At 63.7% G+C, this 25,226-nt stretch carries 24 protein-coding genes and 1 pseudogene; 15 read left to right on the forward strand and 10 right to left on the reverse strand.

Going from position 1 to position 25,226, the window contains the following annotated elements; all coding sequences use genetic code 11:
• Positions 1-56: 56 nt before the first annotated feature.
• The gene (locus AC07W0_RS17295) at positions 57-1,055 is read right to left on the reverse strand and encodes a bile acid:sodium symporter family protein (protein ID WP_046488538.1); all 999 of its coding nucleotides are present in this window, start codon (positions 1,053-1,055) and stop codon (positions 57-59) included.
• A gap of 85 nt (positions 1,056-1,140) precedes the next feature.
• Here AC07W0_RS17295 and AC07W0_RS17300 point away from each other — a divergent pair, with 85 nt between their 5' ends.
• On the forward strand, positions 1,141-1,929 hold the full coding sequence (locus AC07W0_RS17300) for an AraC family transcriptional regulator (RefSeq protein ID WP_102618586.1): 789 nt from the start codon (positions 1,141-1,143) through the stop codon (positions 1,927-1,929).
• Between the two features lie 15 nt (positions 1,930-1,944).
• On the opposite strand, the gene araH is transcribed toward AC07W0_RS17300, so the two are convergent.
• The 7 genes from araH to AC07W0_RS17335 all read right to left on the reverse strand — a co-directional run bounded on the left by araH (position 1,945) and on the right by AC07W0_RS17335 (position 10,402).
• Entirely contained in the window at positions 1,945-2,913 is a 969-nt protein-coding gene (gene araH / locus AC07W0_RS17305) for an L-arabinose ABC transporter permease AraH (RefSeq protein ID WP_495029335.1), read from the reverse strand.
• Between the two features lie 9 nt (positions 2,914-2,922).
• Positions 2,923-4,425 carry an L-arabinose ABC transporter ATP-binding protein AraG gene (gene araG, locus AC07W0_RS17310; RefSeq protein ID WP_046489317.1) on the reverse strand — a complete coding sequence of 501 codons (1,503 nt, stop codon included), beginning with the start codon at positions 4,423-4,425 and terminating at the stop codon, positions 2,923-2,925.
• Positions 4,422-5,426: a substrate-binding domain-containing protein gene (locus AC07W0_RS17315; RefSeq protein ID WP_090234820.1), complete on the reverse strand. Its 1,005-nt coding sequence runs from the start codon at positions 5,424-5,426 to the stop codon at positions 4,422-4,424. Before AC07W0_RS17315 ends, araG begins: the two co-directional genes overlap by 4 nt.
• A gap of 153 nt (positions 5,427-5,579) precedes the next feature.
• Complete coding sequence (locus tag AC07W0_RS17320) at positions 5,580-6,443, reverse strand: SMP-30/gluconolactonase/LRE family protein (RefSeq protein WP_046484060.1); 864 nt, start codon at positions 6,441-6,443, stop codon at positions 5,580-5,582.
• A 36-nt stretch (positions 6,444-6,479) separates the two neighbouring features.
• Positions 6,480-8,060, reverse strand: a complete 1,581-nt coding sequence (locus AC07W0_RS17325) for an aldehyde dehydrogenase (NADP(+)) (RefSeq protein WP_102618253.1) — start codon at positions 8,058-8,060, stop codon at positions 6,480-6,482.
• Between the two features lie 11 nt (positions 8,061-8,071).
• Entirely contained in the window at positions 8,072-9,064 is a 993-nt protein-coding gene (gene araD1, locus AC07W0_RS17330; RefSeq protein WP_102618254.1) for an AraD1 family protein, read from the reverse strand.
• Positions 9,065-9,079: 15 nt separating this feature from the next.
• The gene (locus tag AC07W0_RS17335) at positions 9,080-10,402 is read right to left on the reverse strand and encodes an MFS transporter (RefSeq protein WP_017847889.1); all 1,323 of its coding nucleotides are present in this window, start codon (positions 10,400-10,402) and stop codon (positions 9,080-9,082) included.
• A gap of 193 nt (positions 10,403-10,595) precedes the next feature.
• Between AC07W0_RS17335 and AC07W0_RS17340 the strand changes: the two genes are divergently transcribed.
• Both AC07W0_RS17340 and AC07W0_RS17345 read left to right on the forward strand, forming a co-directional pair.
• A complete protein-coding gene (locus tag AC07W0_RS17340) occupies positions 10,596-12,332 on the forward strand; it encodes an IlvD/Edd family dehydratase (RefSeq protein WP_017847890.1) in 1,737 nt (578 codons plus the stop codon).
• 47 nt (positions 12,333-12,379) lie between these two features.
• The gene (locus AC07W0_RS17345) at positions 12,380-13,102 is read left to right on the forward strand and encodes a FadR/GntR family transcriptional regulator (RefSeq protein ID WP_017847891.1); all 723 of its coding nucleotides are present in this window, start codon (positions 12,380-12,382) and stop codon (positions 13,100-13,102) included.
• A 181-nt stretch (positions 13,103-13,283) separates the two neighbouring features.
• Here the strand turns inward: AC07W0_RS17345 and AC07W0_RS17350 are convergent, their stop codons facing one another.
• Positions 13,284-14,375 (reverse strand): NADH:flavin oxidoreductase/NADH oxidase, encoded by a 1,092-nt coding sequence (locus AC07W0_RS17350; protein WP_102618255.1) that lies wholly within the window; start codon positions 14,373-14,375, stop codon positions 13,284-13,286.
• 89 nt (positions 14,376-14,464) lie between these two features.
• Between AC07W0_RS17350 and AC07W0_RS17355 the strand changes: the two genes are divergently transcribed.
• The 11 genes and pseudogenes from AC07W0_RS17355 (at position 14,465) to AC07W0_RS17405 (ending at position 23,285) form a co-directional block, all read left to right on the forward strand.
• The gene (locus AC07W0_RS17355; RefSeq protein WP_102618286.1) at positions 14,465-14,764 is read left to right on the forward strand and encodes an ArsR/SmtB family transcription factor; all 300 of its coding nucleotides are present in this window, start codon (positions 14,465-14,467) and stop codon (positions 14,762-14,764) included.
• Positions 14,765-14,865: 101 nt separating this feature from the next.
• Positions 14,866-15,756, forward strand: a complete 891-nt coding sequence (locus AC07W0_RS17360; protein WP_017847896.1) for a bestrophin family protein — start codon at positions 14,866-14,868, stop codon at positions 15,754-15,756.
• A 132-nt stretch (positions 15,757-15,888) separates the two neighbouring features.
• Positions 15,889-16,971 (forward strand): annotated as a pseudogene (locus tag AC07W0_RS17365) (HAMP domain-containing protein); the annotation flags it as partial.
• Between the two features lie 6 nt (positions 16,972-16,977).
• Complete coding sequence (locus AC07W0_RS17370; protein ID WP_370737513.1) at positions 16,978-17,832, forward strand: methyl-accepting chemotaxis protein; 855 nt, start codon at positions 16,978-16,980, stop codon at positions 17,830-17,832.
• Between the two features lie 265 nt (positions 17,833-18,097).
• Positions 18,098-18,688: an amino acid synthesis family protein gene (locus AC07W0_RS17375; RefSeq protein ID WP_046383889.1), complete on the forward strand. Its 591-nt coding sequence runs from the start codon at positions 18,098-18,100 to the stop codon at positions 18,686-18,688.
• Positions 18,689-18,730: 42 nt separating this feature from the next.
• Complete coding sequence (locus AC07W0_RS17380; RefSeq protein WP_046383890.1) at positions 18,731-19,564, forward strand: alpha/beta fold hydrolase; 834 nt, start codon at positions 18,731-18,733, stop codon at positions 19,562-19,564.
• The gene (locus AC07W0_RS17385) at positions 19,561-21,042 is read left to right on the forward strand and encodes an aldehyde dehydrogenase (protein ID WP_046383891.1); all 1,482 of its coding nucleotides are present in this window, start codon (positions 19,561-19,563) and stop codon (positions 21,040-21,042) included. Before AC07W0_RS17380 ends, AC07W0_RS17385 begins: the two co-directional genes overlap by 4 nt.
• A gap of 12 nt (positions 21,043-21,054) precedes the next feature.
• On the forward strand, positions 21,055-21,540 hold the full coding sequence (locus AC07W0_RS17390) for a flavin reductase family protein (RefSeq protein ID WP_010567340.1): 486 nt from the start codon (positions 21,055-21,057) through the stop codon (positions 21,538-21,540).
• Between the two features lie 13 nt (positions 21,541-21,553).
• The gene (locus AC07W0_RS17395) at positions 21,554-21,943 is read left to right on the forward strand and encodes a carboxymuconolactone decarboxylase family protein (protein ID WP_046383892.1); all 390 of its coding nucleotides are present in this window, start codon (positions 21,554-21,556) and stop codon (positions 21,941-21,943) included.
• A gap of 23 nt (positions 21,944-21,966) precedes the next feature.
• A complete protein-coding gene (locus AC07W0_RS17400) occupies positions 21,967-22,719 on the forward strand; it encodes a GntR family transcriptional regulator (protein WP_010567342.1) in 753 nt (250 codons plus the stop codon).
• A gap of 2 nt (positions 22,720-22,721) precedes the next feature.
• Positions 22,722-23,285, forward strand: coding sequence for an NUDIX hydrolase (locus tag AC07W0_RS17405; RefSeq protein ID WP_046383893.1), 564 nt, complete (start codon positions 22,722-22,724; stop codon positions 23,283-23,285).
• Between the two features lie 312 nt (positions 23,286-23,597).
• Here AC07W0_RS17405 and AC07W0_RS17410 read toward each other — a convergent pair whose 3' ends face one another.
• A complete protein-coding gene (locus AC07W0_RS17410; RefSeq protein ID WP_046383894.1) occupies positions 23,598-23,891 on the reverse strand; it encodes a DUF1330 domain-containing protein in 294 nt (97 codons plus the stop codon).
• Positions 23,892-23,960: 69 nt separating this feature from the next.
• Here AC07W0_RS17410 and ribBA point away from each other — a divergent pair, with 69 nt between their 5' ends.
• Positions 23,961-25,070, forward strand: a complete 1,110-nt coding sequence (gene ribBA, locus AC07W0_RS17415; protein WP_102618257.1) for a bifunctional 3,4-dihydroxy-2-butanone-4-phosphate synthase/GTP cyclohydrolase II — start codon at positions 23,961-23,963, stop codon at positions 25,068-25,070.
• Positions 25,071-25,226 lie beyond the last annotated feature (156 nt).

Here is a 25,226-nt window from a genome sequence, read left to right on the forward strand (position 1 = left end):
CGTTTTGACGCAGGCTTTAGGCCTTTCGTCGCTTTAAGAAATGTCTGATAGACCGATCACGGATCCACCTGCCCCATCAGTTCCGGAATGCTTTCCGGGCGCTGCGCATAACGTTGCGCCAAGGCCGCACACACCATCAACTGGATCTGGTGAAACAGCATCAACGGCAGGATCAACACACCCATGGTCGCCCCGGCGAACAGCACCTGGGCCATCGGCACTCCGGTCGCCAGGCTTTTCTTCGAACCGCAGAACAGGATGGTGATGCGGTCCTCCTGATTAAAGCCGAAAGCTTTGCCCAGCAGCGTGGACGCCAGCAATACCAGGGCGAGCAACACGCAGCAGGCCACCACCAGGCCGCCCAGCTCCCACAGCGGAATCTGCTGCCAGATGCCTTGGATGACCGCTTCGCTGAACGCGCCGTAGACCACCAACAGGATCGAGCCCTGGTCGACGAACTTCAGCCAGGCCTTGTTGCGGCCGACCCACTCGCCGATCCAGCGGCGGGCGATCTGGCCGGCGATGAACGGCAACAGCAGTTGCACGCTGATTTTCAGGATGGCGTCGACGGTCGAACCGCTCTCGCCGTGGACATTCAGCAACAGCGTCACCAGCAACGGCGTGAGGAAGATCCCGAACAGGCTCGACGCCGCCGCGCTGCAGATCGCCGCCGGGATATTGCCGCGCGCCAGGGACGTAAAGGCAATCGCCGACTGCACCGTGGCCGGCAACGCGCACAGATAGAGCATGCCCATGTACAGGTCTTTGCCGATCAGCGGCGACAACAGCGGTTTGAGCGCCAGGCCCAACAAGGGGAACAGCACAAAAGTCAGGCTGAACACCAGCAGGTGCAAGCGCCAGTGCCCGGCCCCGGCGACGATGGCCTGGCGTGACAGCTTGGCGCCGTGCAGGAAAAACAACAGCGCGATGGCCAGGTTGGTCACCCAGCCGAAAGCCACGGCGGTCTGGCCGCTGGCGGGCAGCAAGGACGCAAGGAGCACGGTGGCAATCAGGGTCAGGGTGAAATTGTCGGGCAGAAAACGCGGGCGAGTCATAAGCAGGATCTTCCGGGGTTGCCAAGAACGTCATCGCGACTCTAACGTAACGCTTTATTACCGACTAACGCCAATGAGCCAGTAAATGCCGCCAAAAGGACATGACAAGACCGTCCGCCGCAGCGTGCCCGGGCTTTCCAGCCTGCCACGCCCGGTGTACGGACGCACCGAATCCTTGCCCAACCGCGCCTTGACCCGTCGGCACAGCCATCCGTGGGTGCAGTTGTCCTACGCGATTTCCGGGGTGCTGGAGATCCAGACCAGCGTCGGCCGCTTCGTCGCGCCGCCGCAGCGCGCGGTGTGGATTCCGGCGGGCATGCCGCACCGGGTCTACAGCTCGCCGCACACGGAGATGCGCAGCCTGTACCTGGATTGCAGCGTCACCGCCTGGGCGGACGAACGTTGCCAGGTGTTGGAGGTGAGCAGTTTGTTGCGCGAGTTGATCCGCCGCTTCAGCGAACTGCCGGTGGAATATGCCGAAGAGGGCCCGGACGGCAGGCTGGCCCAGGTGGTGCTGGACCAACTGGCGGCGGCGCCCCAGGTGGATTTGATGCTGCCGTTGCCCCTCGACCCGCGCTTGCGGCAGATCTATCGCAGTTTGGAGCTGCACCCGGAGCAACCCACCACGCTGGGGGATTGGAGCCGCAAGCTGGCGGTCAGCGAGAAGACCCTCAGCCGCCTGTTTTTGCGTGACACCGGGCTGACCTTCCGCGCCTGGCGCCAGCGCTTGCGCCTGCTCGGCGCCCTGCCCGCCCTGGAGCAAGGCCAGCGGGTGACGGATGTGGCGTTGGCGTGCGGGTATGAATCCACGTCGGCGTTTATCAACGCGTTTCGCCAGCAATTCGACGCCACTCCCGGCGAGTTCTTCCGCTAATGCAAAGGAAGGAGCTCAGCGTTGCTTCATGCGGTCGATCACCACCGCCAGCAGCAGGATCGAGCCGCGGATCACGTACTGGTAGAAGGTGTCGATGTTCTTCAGGTTCATTGCGTTCTCGATGATCGCCAGGATCAGCACCCCGGCGATCACATGGCGGATCATGCCGATGCCGCCGCTGAGCGACACCCCGCCCAGCACGCAAGCGGAAATCACCGTCAGCTCGAAGCCCTGGCCGATCATCGGCTGGCCCGAGGTCATGCGTGACGCGAGGATCACCCCGGCCAACGCACCGATCAGGCCATGCACGGCAAAGATCAGGATCTTCGTGCGGTCCACGTTGACCCCGGCCAACAGCGCCGCTTCCGGGTTGCCGCCGATGGCCATGGTGTTGCGCCCGTAGGTGGTGTAATTGAGCAGCCAGCCGAAGAACACAAAGCAGACGATGGTGATCAGGATCGGCACCGGCACGCCCAATAACTGGCCGTTGCCGAACACGAAGAACTGATCCTGGGACACTCCTACCGCCTTGCCGTCGGCAAAGATATAGGCCAGGCCGCGCACGATCTGCATGGTCGCCAAGGTGGTGATCAGCGCATTGACCCGCAGCTTGGCGATGACGATGCCGTTGATCAGCCCGACAATCAGGCCCATCAGCAGCGCCGCGCCGATGCCCAGCATGACGCTGTCGGTGTCGCGCATCACAATCGCGGCCACCACCCCGGCGCAGGCGATCACCGAACCCACCGACAAGTCGAAGTGCCCCGACGCCAGGCAGAACAGCATGGTGCAGGCGGCGATGCCCACGGTGGAAATCGCCAGGCCCAGCCCGCGCATGTTCAGCGGCGAGAGGAAGTTGTCGATCAGCAAGGCACACAGCAGGAAAATCGCCAGCGCCGCGAGCAGCATCGCCCAGTTGTCGAGCAGCGCGCGCAGGTCCACAGGTTTGCGTGCCGTCAGCAACGCGTTGTGTTGGGTCGTCATAGTCGTCTCTCAGTTCGCCAGGCCACGCGGCAAGGCCAGTTGCAGCAAGTTGGATTCAGTGGCGTGTTCGCGCCGTTGTTCGCCGCGCAAAGCGCCTTCACACAGCACCAGAATGCGATCGGAAACCCCCATCACCTCCATCAAGTCGCTGGACACCACAATCACCGCGATACCGCTCGCCGCCAGGTCATGGATGATCTGGTAGATCTCCGACTTGGCGCCGATGTCGATGCCCCGCGTCGGCTCGTCCAGCAGCAGCACCTTCATCGGCATCGACAGCCAGCGGCCGAGAATGGCCTTCTGCTGATTGCCGCCGGACAGGTACATGATTTTCTGCGCGGCGCTCGGCGTCTTGACCTTCATCCCGCGGATTTGCTGCTCGGCGTTGCCCTGCTCCCAGCCCTCGCGCAGCAGCCAGCCGAACCGGGAATGGGCGCCGCGTGCGCTGATGTTGATGTTCTCGGCCACGCTGCCCAGCGGGATGATGCCCTCCTTCTTGCGGTCCTCCGGGCACAGCAGCACGCCGGCGGCGATGGCGTCGCGCGGCGAGCGCAATTGCAGCGCTTGCCCGCACAGTTCCAACTGCCCTGCCGTGGCGCGCTGCAAGCCGCTGAGCAGGCGAAACAGCTCGGTGCGCCCGGCGCCGACCAAGCCGAACAGGCCGAGGATCTCGCCCTTGCGCACCTCAAAGCTGACCGGTTCGCGCAAGCCCGGGCCGAGCAAACCGTCGACCTTGAGCGCCACCTCGCCGTGCTCGCGCGGCCGATAGTCGTAAATGTCCTGAATATCGCGACCGACCATGCAGGTGACCAACTGGTCGTGACTCAGCGCACGCATGTCGTCGAAGGTACGCACGTAACGGCCGTCCTTGAACACCGTGACCGCGTCGCAGATGCGGAACACTTCTTCCATGCGATGGGACACGTACAGCACCACTTTGCCCTCGTCGCGCAGGCGCGTGATGATCGCCATCAGCCGGTCGATCTCGCGGGCCGACAGGCTGCTGGTCGGTTCATCGAAGGCAATCACATGCGCGCCCCGCGACAGCGCCTTGGCGATTTCCACCAGTTGGCGCTGGCCCAGGGACAGGCGCCCGAGCTTTTCCTGCGGGTCGATTTCATCGGCCAGGCCCTTGAGGCACGCCAGCGCCCGCTGGCGCAGTTGGCTGCGGTTGACCACGCCGAAACGCGCCGGCAAATGCCCGAGGAACAGGTTCTCGGCGACGCTCATTTCCGGCACCAGATGCAGCTCCTGGTGGATCACCGCGACGCCGCTGGCAATGCTGTCGGCCGCGCATTTGAAGGCCATGGTCTGCGCGCCGATCTGCACGCTGCCGCTGCTCGGGATGTAGGCGCCGCCGAGGATCTTCAGCAGCGTCGACTTGCCCGCGCCGTTCTCACCCATCAACGCGTGGACCTGCCCCGGGTGGGCGGTGAAACTGATGCTGTCCAGCGCCTTGACCCCGGGGAAGGTTTTGCCGATGCCGTCAAAGCGCAGTGCCGCTGCGGTCATTTCCACAGCCCGATCTTGGTCAGTTCTTCCTGGAAGTTGGCGCGGGTGATCAGCGTCACTTCGTCCATCGCGGTGTACTTCGGCGGTTCCTTACCGGTGGTGACCCACTCGTACATCATCAGCGCGGTGTTGTAGCCCTCGATGTGCGGGCTGGGCAGCATCGAACCGAAGAAGCCGCTGTTGGCTTTCTTCAACTCGCCGATGGCGTCGGTGCCGTTGATGCCGATGCCGATCACGTTGGCGGCTTTGAAGCCGGCGCTTTCGGTGGCGCGCACGCCGCCGAGCACGGTGTTGTCGTTCATGCCGCCGATGATCAGGTTCTTCGCGCCGCTGGGCAGCTTGACCAGCGCCGAGTTGGTGGCGTCCATGCTGCCGGGCACGTCGAGGGTCTTGAGCGCGGCGGTGAGGATATGGTCTTTGGGGATGCCGGCTTCTTCGAGGGATTTGATCGAACCGTCGGTGCGTTTTTTACCGGTGTCGAGCTCGTTGAAGGTGTTGATCACCGCGTAGGTATCCTTCCAGTCCCAACCGCGCTTCTTCGCCTCGGCGGCCATCGCCGCGCCTTGCTTCTGACCGACTTCGAACGCGGCCATGCCCAGGTACGGCACGTCTTCCATGAAATTGCCCTTGGCGTCGACGAAACGATCATCCACGGCCATGACTTTCAAGCCGTTGACCTTGGCCTTGGCGACAATGGCCGGGCCGAGGGACACGTCCGGCGGGCAGATCACAAAGCCCTTGGCGCCGTTGGCGGCCAGGCTGTCGATGGCCGAGAGGGTCTTCTCACCGTCGGGCACGGCGATCTTGATCACAGTGAAACCATGTTCCTTGCCGGCTTTTTCGGCGAAGGCCCATTCGGTCTGGAACCAGGGTTCTTCGGCTTGTTTGACCAGGAAGCCGATTTTTACTGCTTCAGCGGCCAGCGACAGCCCACTCAAGCTGATGGCCGAGACCGCCACAGCGGCGCAGCACAAGGAACGGATAGCACGACGACGATTCATACGGTTGACTCCTTATTGTTGTTTTCTTTTTTTTGTAGGAGCGAGCTTGCTCGCGAAAAGCCTGAGAACGCCGCGTGCATTCAGGATGCGCGCGTCATCGTTAACGTTTTTCGCGAGCAAGCTCGCTCCTACAGGGGTGAAGCGGTATAGCGTTCAGCCGGCAAAGCGGTGACAGGGTTTACCGGGCACATCGACCTCGATGGCAAGCACCGCGCCATCCAGGGGGTGTTCGAGAGGGCTGGCGGCGCTGGTGATGTACAGGGTGGTGAGGTCGGGCCCGCCGAACACGCAACTGGTGGGGCGGCTGACGGGCAGTTCGACGATGCGATCGACTTCACCGTCCGGCGTCAGGCGCAGTAGGCAACTGCCGTTCCAGCGCGCGTTCCAGATGTAGCCCTGACTGTCCATCGCCGACCCGTCCGGCCCGCCGCGCCCATGCGGGCCGAACCAGGGCTGGGCGGGGTCGAGTTGGCCGTTCGCTTGGATCGCATGCCGATACAGCGTGCCGTCGAGGCTGTCGCCGAAATGCACCTGGCGGCCGTCGTCGCTCCACAGCAAGGTGTTGGGAATGCCCAGGCCGTGCAGCAACGGCGTGACCCGCGCATCGGCATCCACACGAAACAGCCCGCCGGAACGTCGTGTAACGGGCAGGTCTTCGCCGCGCTCGCCGATGTTGTTCTGCATGGTGCCCAGCCACAGGCGGCCCTGGGCGTCGCAGCGCGCTTCATTGCCACGGTTGCCCGCGTGCAGGTCGGCCACGCAGAACAGGCTCAACGCGGCGCTCGCCAGGTCCAGTCGGTAGACGCCGCTGCTCAAGGTCACCAGCGCATCGCCGCGTTCACATGGGATAAACGCGGACACATGCTCCGGCAACCGCCAGGCCTGCAACTGCCCGTCCAGCAGGCGCAGCGCCTGTTTGCCAGCGATGTCGACCCAATACAGGGCCTGGGTGGGCACGTCCCAGAACGGGCCCTCCCCCAGTTGCGCACGGTGTGCGCTGACGGCGTGAAACGACATGTTGCCTCCTGGATTGTTATTGTTCTCAGGTGCGCGTTACAGCGAGTCGCGTGACGGAGTGCCATCCACCAGGCGCTGGATACGCAACGGGTTGGCGTTTTTCAACGCGTCGGGCAGCAGGCTGTCCGGGTAGTTCTGGAAACACACCGGGCGCAGGAAGCGGTCGATGGCCAGGCTGCCGACCGAGGTGCCACGCGCATCCGACGTCGCCGGGTACGGCCCGCCATGCACCATCGCATCGCAGACTTCCACGCCGGTCGGGTAACCGTTGAGCAGGATACGCCCGACTTTCTGCTCCAGCAGCGGCGTGAGTTCGGCGAACTGTTGCAGGTCGGCCGGCTCGCCGATGATCGTCGCCGTGAGCTGTCCGTGCAGGCCATGCAAGGCGGCGCTGAGCTGAGCCTGGTCGGCGACTTCGACGAACACCGTGGTGGGGCCGAACACTTCCTCTTGCAGCACTTCATCGCCGTCGATCAGCAGGCTGACATCGGCCTTGAACAACTGCGGCCGCGCCTGATGCCCGGCTTGAGCCTGACCGGCCAGGTGTTGGATGCCGGGGTGCGCCAGCAGTTTTTGCAGGCCCTTGTCATAGCTGCTCAAGGTGCCGGCATTGAGCATGGTCTGCGCCGGCTGATCGCCGATCAGTTGCGCGACCTGTTGGGTGAACGCACTGAAGGCCGGCGACGCGAGGCCGATCACCAGACCGGGGTTGGTACAGAACTGGCCGCAGCCTTGCACCACCGAGGCAGTCAGCTCGCGTGCCACGGTTTCGGCCCGCGCCTGCAGGGCCTGGGGCAACACGATGACCGGGTTGATGCTCGACATCTCGGCGAATACCGGGATCGGCTGCGGACGCGCCGCCGCCATGTCGCACAGGGCGCGCCCGCCTTTGAGCGAGCCGGTAAAGCCGACCGCCTGGATCGCCGGGTGCTTGACCAGCGCTTCACCGACGCCGCCACCAAAGATCATGTTGAACACGCCCGCCGGCATCTCGGTGGTCTCGGCCGCACGAATGATCGCATCGGCGACACGCTCGGCCGTGGCCATATGCCCGCTGTGGGCCTTGAACACCACCGGGCAGCCGGCCGCCAGCGCGGCGGCGGTATCCCCGCCCGCCGTGGAAAACGCCAGGGGGAAGTTGCTCGCGCCAAACACCGCAACCGGGCCCAGGCCGATGCGGTACTGGCGCAGGTCCGGGCGTGGCAGGGGCTGGCGATCCGGCAGGGCCTTGTCGATGCGCGCACCGTAGAAATCGCCGCGACGCAAGACGTTGGCGAACAGACGCATCTGCCCACTGGTGCGCCCGCGTTCGCCCTTGATTCGCGCGGCGGGCAGCGCGGTTTCGCGGCACACCAGGTCGATGAAGTTATCGCTCAGGGCATCCAGCTCGTCGGCGATCGCGTCGAGGAACTGCGCACGCCGCGCGGCACTCAAGACGCGGTAGGCCGGGTAAGCCGCCGCGGCAGCCTGGGCGGCGGCGTCGACTTCTTGCGGGGTCGCCTGGTAAAAATCCTGGGGCAAGGCTTCGCCGGTCGCAGCATCCATGCTCTGGAGCTTGACGCTGCCGTTGGCGCTGCGCTGGCCGCCGATGTAGTTGTGACCAAGGAACTGGGGCATGTGGCTCTCCTTTAAAGGGTGATGACGTCGCCGGGTTCGAAGACGGCGTCGGCACTGCCGACACGATTGACCAGCGGAGCACCGAACTCGGCCTGGCTGATCTCGAACACATCGCCCGGTTGGGTACGTATACCGTCGGCGAATGACAGGGTGGCGGTGCCGAAGAAATGAATGTGTACATCGCCGGGTTTGAGGAACTGGCTGTACTTGAAGTGGTGGTACTCAAGGTTTTCCAGACTGTGGCACATATTGGCCTCGCCACTGAGGAACTCGTTCTGCCAGATCGCCTCGCCGTTACGCAGGATGCGGCTGGTGCCCGCAAGATGCCGGGGCAACTCGCCCACGCGCAACTCCGGGCCGTAGCTGCAACTGCGCAGTTTGGAATGGGCCAGGTACAGGTAGTTCTTGCGTTCCATCACATGGTCGGAGAACTCGTTGCCCACCGCGAAACCCAGGCGATAGGGCTTGCGGTCGTGGCCGATCACATACAGCCCGCCGATCTCCGGCTCTTCGCCGGCGTCTTCGGCAAAGGGCGGCACCGGGAATGCCGCGCCGGGGCGCACCACGATGCTGCCGTCGCCCTTGTAGAACCACTCCGGCTGCACGCCCGCCTGGCCGGCCGCCGGTTTGCCGCCTTCCACGCCCCACTTGAAGATACGCATGGTGTCGGTCAACGCGCTGTCGTCACCGGCCTGCTGGTGCATCTTGTCCCGCGCCGACGCGCTGCCCAGGTGGGTCAGGCCGGTGCCGCTGATCAGCATATGGGCCGGGTCCGGGTGGTCCAGCGGTGGCAGGATCTTCAGGGCGGCCAGCAGCTCGGCGTAATGATGACTGTCACCCAGGCCGAGGCTCTGCACCTGCTGCACCAGGCCCACGCCGGCTTCGATCGCGGCCAGCGCCAACTCGCGCACACTGTGGGCGCTGAGCACTTCGCGCACCTGGCTGCCCTCCACCACACCGACCCGGCGCTCGCCGTTGGACACCTCGAACTGAACTAAACGCATGAAACTTCTCCTCGATTAAGTACGTGTGGCGCCACGGGCACTGGCGGCGAATTGCTCGGCAGGCAGCACATGCTTGCGCTCCAGCACGCGGTAGACCACGCCGGTCAAGACCAGCCCGAACACCATCACCAGGGACAAAAAGTACAAGCCCGAAGCCAGGTTGCCGGTGTATTCCTTGAGCGCGCCGATCACGAACGGGCCGATGTAGCCGCCGAGGTTGCCCACCGAGTTGATCAACGCAATGCCCGCTGCCGCACTGGCGCCGGCGAAAAACCGCCCCGGCAGGGTCCAGAACACCGCCGTGCAGGAAAACAGTGCGAACGCCGCCAGGCACAGCGCGGCCATTTGCAGCACCGGCACACTCAGCCAGGCACTGCAGAACAGGCCGATGGCACCCAGTACATAGAGCACCGCCAGGTGGCCGTAGCGGTCGTTCAAACGGTCGGAACTGCGCGGGATGATCAACAGCCCGACGATGCCGAAGATATACGGCACCGCCGACACAAAGCCGGTAACCAGGTCCGTGCCGCCGAACTGCTTGATCAGGGTCGGCAACCACAGGCCCAGGCCGTAGATGCTCAGGGTCACCGGCAGATAGAACAGCGCCAGCAGCAACACGCGCTTGTCCTTGAGGGCGTGCAGTGGATTGCCGTGGCGGGTCTGGCCGTAGGCTTGCAGGTCCTTGGCCAGTTCGCCGGTGAGCCAGGTTTTTTCGTCCTCGCTCATCCAGTTGACCTGCTTGGGGCCGTCCGGCAGGTAGCGCAGCACCGGCCAGGTGAGCAGGAGCGCCGGGGTGCCGATGACGATGAACAGCCATTGCCAGCCGTGCAGGCCGAGGACGCCGTCCATGCCCAGCAGGCCGCCGGACACGGGGCCGGTGATCATCATCGCGATCGGCTGGGAGAGGATGAACAGCCCGAGGATCTTGCCGCGATGGCGCACCGGGAACCACTGGGTGATGTAGTACAGAACGCCGGGAAAGAACCCCGCCTCCGCTGCGCCGAGCAGAAAGCGCATCACATAGAAGCTGTGTGGCCCCTGCACGAACGCCATGCCGATGGTGATGGCGCCCCAGGTGAGCATGATGCGCGCGAACCAGCGCCGCGCGCCGAAGCGATCGAGCATCAGGTTGCTGGGGATCTCGAACAGGAAATAGCCAATGAAGAACAGACCCGCGCCCAAACCGTAGGCCGCATCACCGATGCCGACGTCGGCGCCCATGTGCAGCTTGGCGAAACCCACGGCGGAGCGGTCCACGTAGGCGATCAGGTACAGCAGGATGAGGAAGGGAATCAGTTTCAGCGTGATGCGCCGTATAAGCCGCAGTTCCTGGCTCATGGGGGTCGATCTCCGATTGTTGTTTTTATAGAAGCTCGGGGGACGCCTCTCGCGAAAATCCGCCAGGGCCATACCTCAGTTAAGCCAGACTATATAGTAGGACTATTTGCAAAACAACTCTTCCAAAGCTTCGATTTTGCGCTTATGTTTAAGCACGCATAGAACATATAGTCATACAATAAGAGAAACCATCATGCCTGATAAAAAGCCCGGCCTACGCTCCGCCCAGTGGTTCGGTACCGCCGACAAGAACGGCTTCATGTACCGCAGCTGGATGAAGAACCAGGGCATCGCCGACCATCAGTTCCATGGCAAACCGATCATCGGTATCTGCAACACCTGGTCGGAATTGACGCCGTGCAACGCGCATTTCCGCCAGATCGCCGAGCACGTCAAACGCGGCGTGATCGAGGCCGGCGGCTTCCCCGTGGAATTCCCGGTGTTCTCCAATGGCGAATCGAACCTGCGCCCTACCGCCATGCTCACGCGCAACCTGGCGAGCATGGACGTGGAAGAAGCGATTCGCGGCAACCCCATCGACGGCGTGGTGTTGCTGACCGGCTGCGACAAAACCACCCCGGCGCTGCTGATGGGCGCGGCCAGTTGCGACGTGCCGGCCATCGTGGTCACCGGCGGGCCGATGCTCAACGGCAAGCACAAGGGCCAGGACATCGGCTCAGGCACGGTGGTGTGGCAGCTCAGCGAACAGGTCAAGGCCGGCACCATCAGCCTGGATGACTTCCTCGCGGCCGAGGGCGGCATGTCGCGTTCGGCGGGCACCTGCAACACCATGGGCACCGCGTCGACCATGGCCTGCATGGCCGAGGCACTCGGCACCTCCCTGCCCCACAACGCGGCGATCCCCGCGGTGGATGCACGGCGTTATGTGCTGGCGCATATGTCCGGCATGCGTGCGGTGGAGATGGTGCGCGAAGACTTGAAGCTGTCGAAGATCCTCACCAAGGAAGCCTTCGAAAACGCGATCCGCGTGAACGCGGCCATCGGCGGTTCGACCAATGCGGTGATCCACCTCAAAGCCATCGCCGGGCGCATCGGCGTGGAGCTGGACCTGGACGACTGGACGCGCATCGGGCGCGGCATGCCGACCATCGTCGACCTGCAACCGTCCGGGCGTTTCTTGATGGAAGAGTTCTACTACGCCGGTGGCCTGCCGGCAGTGCTGCGCCGGCTCGGTGAAGCCAACCTGATCCCGCACCCGAACGCCTTGACCGTCAACGGCAAGTCGCTGGGCGAGAACACCAAGGACTCGCCGATCTACGGCCAGGACGAAGTGATCCGCACCCTCGACAACCCGATCCGCGCCGACGGCGGCATCTGTGTGCTGCGCGGCAACCTGGCCCCGCTGGGCGCGGTGCTCAAGCCGTCGGCCGCCAGCGCGGAGCTGATGCAGCACCGTGGCCGCGCTGTGGTGTTCGAGGATTTCGACATGTACAAGGCGCGCATCAACGACCCGGAACTGGAGGTGGACGCCCACTCGATCCTGGTCATGAAAAACTGTGGGCCCAAGGGTTATCCGGGCATGGCCGAAGTCGGCAACATGGGCCTGCCCGCCAAGCTGCTGGCCCAGGGCGTGACCGACATGGTGCGGATTTCCGATGCGCGCATGAGCGGCACGGCGTATGGCACGGTGGTCTTGCACGTCGCACCGGAAGCCGCTGCCGGCGGGCCGTTGGCCGCGGTGCGCGAAGGCGACTGGATCGAACTCGACTGCGCCAACGGGCGCTTGCACCTGGACATCCCCGACGCCGAGCTGGCGGCGCGCATGGCGGACCTGAAACCACCGCAGAAGCTGATCGTCGGCGGCTACCGCCAGCTGTACATCGACCATGTGCTGCAGGCGGACCAGGGCTGCGACTTCGATTTCCTGGTGGGTTGCCGCGGGGCCGAAGTCCCACGTCATTCCCACTAATTGGGATGCTATGATGCCGCCTATTTAGCCAGAGCATCCCTGTCGTTATGGATCACCAGCCGTCCAAGCCGCGCAAGAGCATGCATGCCCAGATCGTCCAGGACTTGGGCATGCACATCGTTTCCGGTCGCTTCAAACCAGAAGAACGACTGCCCATGGAGGCCACGCTGTGTGAGGAGTACAAGGTCAGCCGCTCGGTATTGCGCGAGGCGACCCGGGTGCTCAGCGCCAAGGGCCTGGTGTATTCCAAGCCACGGGTGGGCGCGGTGGTGCGGCCGCGGGTGAAGTGGCACCTGCTCGACCCGGACGTACTGTCCTGGTTGATGCAGTCCACCCCCCATAGCGAGTTCTTCAACACCCTGGCCGGCGTGCGGCGCATCCTCGAACCGGAAATCGCCGCCATGGCCGCGACCACCGCGACCGCTGAAGACATCGCCACCATCGAAAAAGCCTACCTCGGCATGGAAACCGCGCAGACCCACGACGCGCTGCTACAGGCCGACCTGGACTTCCACCGTGCGATTGCCGACGCCACACGCAACGACCTGCTGGCGTATATGTGCAACATGCTGTCGCTGCCGCTGCGCGAGTCGATCAACATCACCAACCGCCGCCCGGATATCCAGGGCCTGAGCCTGCCCCGGCACAAGGCGATCCTCACCGCGATCCAGAACCGCGATGCCCTCGGCGCCCGGCATGCCTCGCTGGTGCAACTGGACGACACGCGGGTGGCGCTGGATACGGTGATGAATGTGCTGACGCCGTTATAAGCCCCACCCTCGCTCGACAACCGTGAGGCTCGACGGCACCCGCAAGGTAGGGGCGCAAGAACACTTTCTGTCAGCCCTGGAGATCAAATGTGGGAGATGTCGAGCCCCAGCGAGGCTTCGATGGCGGCGGGCCTGCCGGCATCGGTGTGACATCTCCCACAGGTCGGGCTGAGCGGCCGCCTCAGCGATAGCGTTCCAACCAATAGGCATACGGCGCAGGCAAGGTCCAGGAGGCGTTCTCTACCCCCAGTTCCTTGGCGGCAAAGTACGCCCAATGCGGATCAGCCAGATGCGCGCGCCCCACCGAGACCAAATCCACCTGCCCGGCCTGCAACGCACCTTCAGCGAGTTGCGGCGTGCCAAACCCCCAGGCCGAAGTGACCGGGATACCGGCTTCGCGACGCACGCGCTCAGCGATCGGCCCCAGGAACGCCGGGCCCCACGGGATCTGGGTGTCAGCAATGGTGAAGCCGACGCTGACGCTCAGCAGGTCGAGGCCACCGACCTTGAAGCGACGGGCCAGTTCGATGGATTCGGTCAGCGTCTGCTCGTCACGGCCGTCGTATTCGATCACGCCGAAACGCGCGGTCAACGGCAGGTTTTCCGGCCAGACTTCGCGCACGGCGGCCAGGGTTTCCAGGAGGAAACGGCTGCGATTGTCGAAGCTGCCGCCGTAGGCGTCGGTGCGCTGGTTGGAATGTTCGGAGAAAAAGCTCTGGCCCAGGTAACCGTGGGCGAAGTGCAGTTCGATCCATTCAAAACCGGCGTCGCGGGCACGGCGGGCGGCGTCGACGAAGTCCTGGCGCACGCGGGCGATGTCGTCCAGGGTCATGGCGCGCGGCACGTTAGGCAGGTTGGCGCCGAACGCAATGGCCGAAGGCGCAATGGTTTCCCAGCTGCGCGCATCGGAAGCGGGGATATGGTCGTCGCCTTCCCATGGGCGGTTGGCACTGGCCTTGCGACCGGCGTGGGCGATCTGAATGCCTGGCACCGCGCCAGCAGCCTTGATGGCCTTGACCATCGGCACGAACGCCTGGGCGTGGGCGTCGCTCCAGATACCCGCACAACCGGGAGTGATACGGCCTTCAGGGGACACCGCGGTGGCTTCGACCACCAGCAAACCAGCGCCGCCACGGGCCATGCTGGCCAGGTGAACGTGGTGCCAGTCGTTGACGATGCCGTCGTTGGCCATGTACTGGCACATCGGCGGGATCGCGATGCGGTTGCGCAAGGTCACGTCTTTGAGTTTGTAGGGTTCAAACAAGGCAGCCATCAGGCACCTCCAGGAGCGAGTGATTGATTCGATAGTTCGATGGTATTCGAACTATGGTATTCAACACCAGCCCTGTTATCATTTGTTTTATGCGAGCCTTCAAACACCCCGCCCTGCAAGACCTGACACTCGAACGCGTGCTCTACGCCTTGAGCGACCCGGTGCGCCTGGAAATCATCCGCTACCTGGCCGACGTGCCCGAGGCCACCTGCGGCGAACTGGACGGCGGACGGCCGAAATCCAGCATGTCCCACCACTTCCGCGTGCTGCGCGATGCCGGGCTGGTCCACACCCGCAGCGTCGGCACCACGCATCTGAATTCGTTGCGCGCGGATGTGCTTGAGGCGCGTTTTCCCGGGTTGCTGGCGAGTGTTCTGGCTCAGCACTGAGAAACGATTCAGCCTGTGCAATCCTTGACCGCGAACCTTTCACGGCAAACCAACGTCCGAGCTTAGGCACTGTTGCTTACCGCTCGCCGCGAGGTCTCCGTTTGAAAGCCGCCATCGTCAAAAAATACCGCCTGATCATCAAAACCATGGGCTATGTCGGTTGGGCCCTGTTCTGGCTGTTGCTGTGGGACGTCGCCGTCACCGTGGACTTCATGCTGTTTCTCACCACCAAGATCAACCTGCCGCTGATGCCCCTGACCTTACTCGGTTCAGCGCTGGTGGTGCTGATCAGTTTTCGTAACAGCAGCGCCTACAACCGCTGGTGGGAAGCGCGCACCTTATGGGGCGCGATGGTCAACAATTCGCGCAGTTTCGCGCGGCAGGTGCTGACGCTATTGGATGACCTCGGCAACGACGTGAACCCGGTAAAGGCCACCCTGTTGCGCCGCCATGTGGCCTATGTGAACTGCCTGGCCGCCCATCTCAAGGGCCGGCCGTGCCCGGACGAGGTGCGGGCATTTATTCCGGCCGAGGAATTTGCGCGCAACGGCGCCACCAACAATTTCGCCAATGACATCCTCACCGGCTCGGCGGCGCTGTTGGCCAGGGAATACAAGGCCGGGCACCTGGACAGCATCCGCCTGGCGCGGCTGGAGTCGACGCTGGTGGACTTGTCCAACGCCCAGGGCGGCATGGAACGCATCGCCAATACCCCGCTGCCCTACCCTTACGTGTACTTCCCGCGCCTGTTCATTTCGTTGTTCTGCCTGATCGTGCCGGTGGGCCTGGTCGAATCCCTGGGCTGGTTCACCCCGCTGGCCTCCACGGTGGTGGGCTTCATGCTGCTGGCCATCGAGCGCATCGGCACCGACCTGCAAAGCCCGTTTCATTCCAGCGAACATCAGATCCAGATGGAAACCATCTGCGAAACCATCGAGAACAACCTGCAGTCGATGCAGCGCGATGCGCTGGGCGGCAACCGTATCGGCTGAACGCCCCCACGGCCTCAAGTGCGTGCCCCGACGGTCGATATAAGGGGTACGCATGGGCGCACCCCTCATAACAATACATGCGACGCTACTGTTTTCCCCTTGCCAAAACTATAAATACCCGCGGGAGAAGTCATGAATATCAAGCAAAAGCTGACCTGGGCGTTTGCGGCCATCGCGTGCGTGCCGGTTATCCTGGTGGCGGTGCTGGTGGTGCTGAACCTGCGCGAGGCGGCTGTGGCCAATTTCCTCGACAGCAGCGGCCGCGAGATCCGTCAGATCGATAACGGCATGAAGCAGTTCTTCGACGGCATCAGCCAGAACGTCGAGTACGTGGCCAAAGACCCTCGCGTTGTCGCGGCCAAGGAGCTGAAGAACTACGCCGGTGCCGACGCCGCACAAATCCCGCTGACGCCAACGAATAAAGAGCTACTGGCGATATTCGAGCAGTTCGCCAAAAGCCATCCAAGCACCGCCTACCTGTCCCTGGGCCTGAGCGACGGAGGTTATGCGAGCTGGCCTGACGACACCAAACTGAACAACTACGACCCGCGTGTACGCCCCTGGTACAAAGCCGCCGTGGCTGCTCCGGGCACCACCGTGCGGACCGGGGCCTATTACTGGGCGCCGGACGATGTGGTGCTGATCGGCACGGTCCACACCGTGGTCGACGCCAGCGGCACCCTGCTCGGCGTGGTCGGCCTGGACGTCTCGCTCAAGCAGCTCACCGAACTGGTACGCAACATCAAGCTGGGCGACAGCGGCTACCTGATGCTGGTGGAAGCCAACGGCAACGTGCTGGTGGACCCCAGCGACGCCAAGCACAACTTCAAGCCGATGGCCGAACTCGGCGCCAACTACGCCGAACTGGCCAAGCGCGGCGACGGCGTGACCCGAGTGGATATTGATGGTGTGGCCTACATGGCCAACGTGGTCAGCTCCAAAGACCTGGGCTGGCGCTTTATCGGCTTGATCAAGCGCGACGAAGTCATGGCCGACGCCACCCGCCTGACCTGGCTGATCGCAGCCATCGCAGCGGTACTCGCCGTGGTCTTCGCGATTGTCGGCGCGAGCTTCGCCAGCATGATCGTGCGCCCGATTCGCGGGGTCGCCGACGGCCTGCAAGAAATCGCCGAAGGTGAAGGCGACCTCACCCGCCAACTCAAGGTGCAAGGCAAGGACGAAACCGCCAGCCTGGCCGGCTGGTTCAACCAGTTCCTGGGCATGATCGCCCAGTTGGTACAGCGCATCGGCAGCGCATCCTCCGACCTGCAAAGCGCCGCCGCCGACACCCGCGAAGTGGCCAACAACCTGAACCAGGCCGCCGGTCGCCAACGTGAAGCCGTGGAGCTGGTGAGTACCGCATTCAACGAAATGGTGGCCACCGCCAACGAAGTCGCCCGCTCCTGCAGCGCCGCCGCGTCCAGCGCCGACGCAGGCTACCGCGATGTACACGACGGCCAGCAGCATATCGGCGAAGCCACCGGCAGCGTGCTCAAACTGAGCGAAGACCTGCAAAAGTCGACCCAGACCATGCAGCAGTTGGAGCAGGACAGCAAAAACATCAACACCATCCTCGACACGATCCGCTCGATTGCCGAGCAGACCAACCTGCTGGCGCTCAACGCGGCGATTGAAGCCGCGCGCGCCGGTGACCAGGGCCGCGGCTTCGCGGTGGTCGCCGACGAAGTGCGCGCCCTGGCCCGCCGCACCGCCGACTCCACCGGCGAGATCGACAGCCTGCTCGGCAACCTCGCACGCCGCACCCAGGAAGTCACCCTGCAGATGCAAGGCAGCCTGCAGGTGTCGCAAACCAGTGTGGAACGCATCCAGCAGGCCCGCGACAGCTTCGACAAGATCCAAGGCTCGGTGGACTCGATCCGCGACCAGAACACCCAGATCGCCACCGCCGCCGAGGAACAGCACCAGGTCGCCGAACAGATCAACCAGCACATCGCGCAAATCCACGCCGATGCCCAACTGGTGGAAGACTTTGCCCACTCGGCGCAGACCGGCTCTGGCCGTTTGACGGATATCTCCGGGCAGCTCAAAGGCCTGGTCGGCCGCTTCAAGTTCTAACCCCCGCCAATGCAAGGCGGTGAACCACTCACCGCCTCTGCTGCTTACCCCACGCCAGCCTCTACCTTGAGCCCGACCGCGCAACCGGTCGCCTTGAGGTGCATTCACACGCCAATACCTCCCGCCGACCTCGGCGTCACTGTCCGCATCCGCGGATAAGGCTGGCGTGCAACCGCCGATCATTCGAACGTGCTGACGTCTATTGCGATTCTCGTATTATGGTATACCATCATACGCAGACCTCTCACATCAGACGGAGCAGCCCATGAGTTTCGAAATCCGCAAGATCGTCAGCTACGTAGAAGAAACCTTTATCGAAGGCGGTAAAGCCGCGGACACTCCCGTGACCATGGTCGGCCTGGCCGTGGTGCTGAAAAACCCTTGGCTGGGTCGCGGTTTCGTCGAAGACCTCAAGCCTGAGATCCGTGCCAATTGCTCCGACCTCGGCGCGCTGATGGTCGAGCGCCTGGTGGGCATCATCGGCGGCGCGGAAAAAATCGAGGCCTACGGCAAGGCGGCAGTGGTCGGTGCCGACGGCGAGATCGAACATGCCAGCGCGATCATCCACACCCTGCGCTTCGGCAACCACTACCGTGAGGCGGTCAAGGCCAAGAGCTACCTGAGTTTTACCAACAAGCGCGGCGGCCCGGGCACGTCGATCCAGATCCCGATGATGCACAAGGACGACGAAGGCCTGCGTTCGCACTACATCACCCTGGAGATGCAGATCGAAGATGCGCCGCGTGCCGACGAAATCGTCGTGGTCCTGGGTTGCGCCGATGGCGGCCGCCTGCATCCGCGCATCGGCAACCGTTATATCGACCTGGAAGAGCTGGCGGCTGAAAAAGCCCAGTAAGCAAGACCGGCCACCCCAACAAAAAGCATGCAGGAGCGCTCCATGATTCGGCTCACCGCTGAACGCACCCCGGCTGGCACCAGTTATCTGGCGACCGGCCAAGGCCAGCCTGTGGTTTTGATCCACGGCGTGGGCCTGAATAAAGAAATGTGGGGCGGGCAAGTCGTTGGCCTGGCCACGAACTACCGCGTGATCACCTATGACATGCTCGGCCATGGCGCCAGCCCGCGCCCGGCCGCCGACACCCCGCTGCTCGGCTATGCCGACCAGTTGCTGGAACTGCTCGACCACCTGCAACTGCCCCAGGCCACGGTGATCGGGTTTTCCATGGGCGGCCTGGTCGCGCGGGCGTTTGCCTTGCATTACCCCGAGCGCCTGAAGGGCCTGGTGGTGCTCAACAGTGTGTTCAACCGCAGCCCTGAACAGCGTGCCGGGGTCATCGCACGTACTGCCCAGGCCGCCGAACACGGCCCCGACGCGAATGCCGAAGCCGCACTGTCGCGCTGGTTCAGCCGTGAATACCAGGCGGCCAACCCGGCGCAGATCGCCGCGCTGCGTGAAACCCTGGCGGGCAACGACCCCCAGGGTTACCTGACCACCTATGAACTGTTTGCGACCCAGGACATGTACCGTGCCGACGACCTCCCGGGGTTGCGCGCACCGACCCTGGTCGCCACCGGCGAACTCGACCCTGGCTCGACCCCGGAAATGGCCCGGCAACTGGCCGATCGCATTCCCGGCGCCAGCGTTGCGGTGCTGGCCGAGCAACGGCATATGATGCCGGTAGAATCGCCGCGCCTGGTCAACCAGTTGCTGCTGGGGTTCCTCGACACGGTGTACGCCCAAAACACTCCAATCAAGGGGATCGTTGCATGACACTCGCACGCTTCCAGATGTGCATCGGCGGTGAATGGGTCGATGCCCTCTCCGGCAAGACCTTCGACAGCCTCAACCCGGCCCTGGCCGAACCCTGGGCGCAATTGCCCGACGCCGACGAAGCCGACGTGGAGCGCGCCGTGCAGGCCGCGCAAAGCGCCTTCGACAGCCCGGCCTGGCGCGGCCTCACCGCCACCGCGCGGGGCAAACTGCTGCGCCGCCTGGGTGACCTGATCGCCGCGAACAAGGAACACCTGGCCCAGTTGGAAAGCCGCGACAACGGCAAGCTGATCCGCGAAACCCGTGGCCAGGTCAGCTACCTGCCGGAGTTTTTCCACTATACCGCCGGCCTGGCCGACAAGCTCGAAGGCGGCACCCTGCCGTTGGACAAGCCCGACCTGTTCGCCTACACCGTGCATGAAGCCATGGGCGTAGTCGCTGCGATCATTCCGTGGAACAGCCCGCTGTACCTGACCGCGATCAAACTCGCGCCGGCCCTGGCGGCGGGCAATACCATCGTGATCAAGCCGTCGGAACATGCCTCGGCGACCGTCCTGGAACTGGCGCGCCTGGCCCTCGAAGCCGGCATTCCAGCGGGCGTGGTCAACGTGGTCACAGGCTTTGGCCCCAGCACCGGCGCCGCCCTCACCCGCCACCCGCTGGTGCGCAAGATCGCCTTCACCGGCGGCGCGGCCACGGCAAGGCATGTGGTGCGCAGCAGCGCGGAGAACTTCGCCAAACTCTCCCTGGAACTGGGCGGCAAGTCGCCGAATATCATTTTTGCCGACGCCGACCTCGACAGCGCCATCAATGGTGCAATCGCCGGCATCTACGCGGCGTCCGGGCAGAGTTGCGTCTCCGGTTCGCGCCTGCTGGTGCAGGACGCTATCTACGACGAATTCGTCGAGCGCCTGGTAGCGCGCGCCCAACGCATCCGCATCGGCAACCCGCAAGACGACGCCAGCGAAATGGGCCCCATGGCCACCGCGCAGCAACTGGCCGTGGTCGAAGGCCTGGTGGCGGACGCCATCGCCGAAGGGGCACGCCTGCGCACCGGCGGCAAGCGCCCGCAGAACCTCGGCGAAGGCTGGTTCTATGAGCCGACGCTGTTCGAGTGCGACCGCAACTCGATGAAGATCATGCAAGAGGAAGTATTCGGGCCTGTGGCCTCGGTCATCCGTTTCAAGGACGAAGCCGAAGCACTGGCCATCGCCAACGACTCGCAGTTCGGCCTCGCTGCCGGTATCTGGACCCGCGACCTCGGGCGCGCCCACCGCCTGGCGCGCGATGTGCGCTCGGGGATCATCTGGGTCAACACCTACCGCGCGGTCTCGGCCATGGCCCCCATCGGCGGCTTCAAGAACAGTGGCTACGGACGCGAAAGCGGCATCGATTCGGTGCTGGCCTACACCGAGCTGAAGACGGTGTGGATCAACCTCTCCCAGGCGCCCATGCCTGATCCTTTTGTGATGCGTTAAGAGTCCACAACCATGATCGAACCCGGCATTTACAAAGACGTCATGAGCTCGTTCCCGTCCGGGGTCACGGTGGTCACCACCCTCGACCCGGACGGCGGCATCGTCGGCATCACCGCCAGCGCGTTCAGCGCGCTGTCGATCGACCCGGCCCTGGTGCTGTTCTGCCCCAACTATGCGTCGGACACGTACCCGATCCTGCGTGACAGCAAGCGCTTTGCGATCCACTTGCTGTCCGCCGACCAGACCGCCGAAGCCTATGCCTTCGCCAGCAAAGGCAAGGAAAAAGCCAAGGGCATCGAGTGGCACCTGAGCGAATTGGGCAACCCGCTGCTGGCCAAGGCCACGGCGATCATCGAGTGCGAGCTGTGGCGCGAATACGACGGCGGCGATCACGCGATCATCGTCGGCGCCGTGAAGAACCTGATCCTGCCCGAGCAACCGGTCACGCCGATGATCTATCACAAAGGCAAGCTGGGCCCGCTGCCCACCCTGGCTTGAGGAGCTGTGTGCAATGAGCAACGAAAAGTATGAGCAAGGCCTGAAGATCCGCACCCAGGTGCTGGGCGAAGCCTATGTGCAGCGCTCGATCGAGAACGCCGACGACTTCACCCGCCCCCTGCAAGAGATGGTCACCGAATACTGCTGGGGCCATGTGTGGGGCCGGGAGGGTTTGTCGCTTAAAGAACGCAGCATGATAAACTTGGCAATGATTTCGGCCCTCAATCGGCCTCACGAGCTCAAGCTGCATGTGCGCGGCGCCTTGCGTAACGGCCTGAGTCGTGAACAAATACGCGAAATTCTGCTTCAGGTCGGCATCTATTGCGGGGTTCCCGCCGCCGTGGACAGCTTCCGGCTGGCCCGGGAAGCCTTCGCCGAAGCCGATGCCGAGGCCTCCCGTTAACCGCCCCATTCAGAGCAGCCCCCATGAAACGCCTGCCCCTCGACGACAGCTTCAAGGTCAATCACAACCCGGTCACCCTGCGCGAAATCGTGCTGGAGAAACTGCGCAGCGCCATCATGAACTTCCAGCTGCTGCCGGGTGATCGCCTGGTGGAGCGCGACCTGTGCGACCGCCTCGGCGTCAGCCGTACCTCGGTGCGCGAAGCCTTGCGTCACCTGGAGTCCGAAGGCCTGGTGGAATTCGCCGATGCCAAGGGGCCCCAGGTGGCGATCATCACCCTGGCCGATGCCGTCGACATCTATGAACTGCGTTGCGTGCTCGAAGGTTTGATCGTGCAGCTGTTCACCCTGCGCGCCAAGGCCAAGGACATCAAGGCCCTGGAAAAAGCCCTGGAGGAAAACCGCAAGGCCCTCAAGGACGGCGAACTGCAACAGGTCATCGATTCGGTACAGGGGTTCTACGACGTGTTGCTCGAAGGCTCCGGCAACCATGTGGCCGCCACCCAGTTGCGTCAGTTGCAGGCGCGTATCAGCTACCTGCGCGCCACGTCGGTGTCCCAGGAAAACCGTCGCGGCACCAGCAATCAGGAAATGGAACGCATGGTCCAGGCGATCAAGAGCGGCGACCCGCTCGCCGCCCACCAGGCCTGCGTCGACCACGTGCGCGCCGCGGCGGCCGTGGCCCTGGATTACCTCAAGCGCAAACAGGAAGAGACCGGCAAGATCCCCGAGATCACCCTGCCCATCGCCCTCAAAGAACCGCGCATAGGTCACTGACCGTGTTCAGGCCAAGCTTTTGCCCCAAATGCGGCGGCAGTGACCTCGGTCACCAGCTGCCTCCGGGCGATACGCATGAGCGCCTGATGTGCCGCGGTTGCGGCTATATCCACTACATCAATCCCAAGATCATCGCCGGCTGCATCATCGAGCAGGACGGCAAGTACCTGCTGTGCCAACGGGCGATCCCACCGCGCCCCGGCACCTGGACCCTGCCGGCCGGTTTCATGGAAGGCGGCGAGACCACCGAACAGGCCGCGTTGCGCGAAGTCTGGGAAGAAAGCGGCGTGCGCGCCGAGATCGTCTCGCCCTACTCGATCTTCAGCGTGCCGAAGATCAGCGAGGTGTACATCATCTTCCGCGCCATCGCGCTGGAGATCACCGGCCAGTTCGGGCCGGAAACCCTCGACTATCAATTCTTCGCGCCCGAGGACATTCCCTGGGACAGCATCTACTACCCGGCGATCCGGCAGATCCTCGAACGCTACATCGAGGAACGCCAGGCCGGGGTGTATGGCATCTACATCGGGAATGACGACAGCGGCAAGATCCACTTCATCCGCTGATCTTCAAGCTGAACTCGGTTCAAATGTGGGAGAGGGCTTGCTCCCGATGGCAGTGGCATATTCAACATCGTCGTTGGCTGACACACCGCTATCGGGGGCAAGCCCCCTCCCACAGTTTGAAGCGCGTGAATCAACCCTGCTCATCGTCGAAACCAGGGCGCTGCAACGCATCCTATTCCACACCACCGAACCCAATGTGGGAGGGGGCTTGCCCCCGATAGCGGTGTGTCAGCCACTGAATGAGGTGACTGAACCACTGCCATCGGGGGCAAGCCTCCTCCCACATTGGGAACAATACTTGGACTGATATACCTAAGGCGCCAGGCCTTCCACGATGATGATCTGCGCCTGTCCCACGCCCTCGCGGTGGGCCTTCGCCGCCTGATACTCGGCGGATTCGTAACACGCCACCGCCTGCTCATAGCTATCGAACTCAATCACCACATTACGCTGCCGCGCCGGCCCGCCTTCCATCGCTTCGCTGCGCCCGCCCCTGGCCAGAAACCGCCCGCCAAACTGCGCAAACGCCGCCGGCGCGCGTTGGGTGTACTGCGTGTACTGCTCTGCATCGGACACATCTACATGGGCAATCCAGTAGGCCTTCATCGCGACATCCTCTTGCTTGATTTTTGTGGTATACCATAATACATACAACCAACAAATCGAGCACCCAACATGTCCTTCAACAGCATCGCAGACATCATCGAAGACTACCGCCAAGGCAAGATGGTGCTCCTGGTAGACGACGAAGACCGGGAAAACGAAGGCGACCTGCTGCTGCCTGCGGCGTGCTGCAGTGCCGAGGCTATCAGTTTCATGGCCCGTGAAGCCCGTGGTCTGATCTGCCTGACCCTCACCGACGAACACTGCCAGCGCCTGGGCCTGGAGCAGATGGTACCGAGCAATGGCAGCGCGTTCAGCACCGCGTTTACCGTGTCCATCGAAGCGGCCAGCGGTGTGACCACCGGTATCTCTGCCGCCGACCGCGCACGCACGGTGGCGGCAGCCGTGGACGTGAATGCCGGGCCGGCCGATATCGTGCAGCCCGGGCACATCTTTCCGTTGCGCGCCAAAGACGGCGGCGTGCTGACCCGCGCCGGCCACACCGAAGCCGGCTGTGACCTGGCACGCCTGGCCGGGCATACGCCAGCCTCGGTGATCGTCGAAGTGATGAACGACGATGGCACCATGGCCCGCCGACCTGAGCTGGAGATCTTCGCGCGCAAGCACGGGATCAAGATCGGCACTATCGCCGACCTGATTCACTACCGCCTCAGCACCGAACGCACCGTGGCGCGCATTGGCGAACGCGACCTGCCCACGGTGCATGGCACGTTCCGCCTGATCACCTTTGAAGACCGCATCGACGGTGGCGTACACATGGCCATGGTGATGGGCCCGTTGCGCCGCGATGAACCTACGCTGGTGCGCGTGCATGTGATCGACCCGCTGCGCGACCTGGTCGGTGCCGACTACAGCGGTCCGTCCAACTGGACGCTGTGGGCCGCCCTGCAACGCGTCGCGGCCGAAGGTCGTGGCGTGGTGGTGGTGCTGGCCAATCATGAATCGTCCCAGGCGCTGCTGGAGCGCGTACCGCAACTGACCCAGACGCCGCGCCAGTTCAACCGTTCGCAGTCGCGGATTTATTCGGAAGTCGGCACCGGGGCGCAGATATTGCAGGACCTGGGCGTCGGCAAGCTGCGTCACCTCGGCCCGCCCCTGAAATACGCCGGGCTGACTGGCTACGACCTGGAGGTGGTCGAGAGCATTCCCTTCACCGAGTGACGGATAACCGGTAAGGCAAAATGCTTGCACAAAGTTTGGAATACCATAATATGATATTCCATAGACCGAACGCTTTCGCCAAGTGCGCCCGCCAGGGACAGCACCAATAACAGCCCTTGGCACGGTCGCCTTTTGGGCCTCGATTAGAGGCTCCGA

Source organism: Pseudomonas sp. GW704-F2, assembly GCF_059423025.1.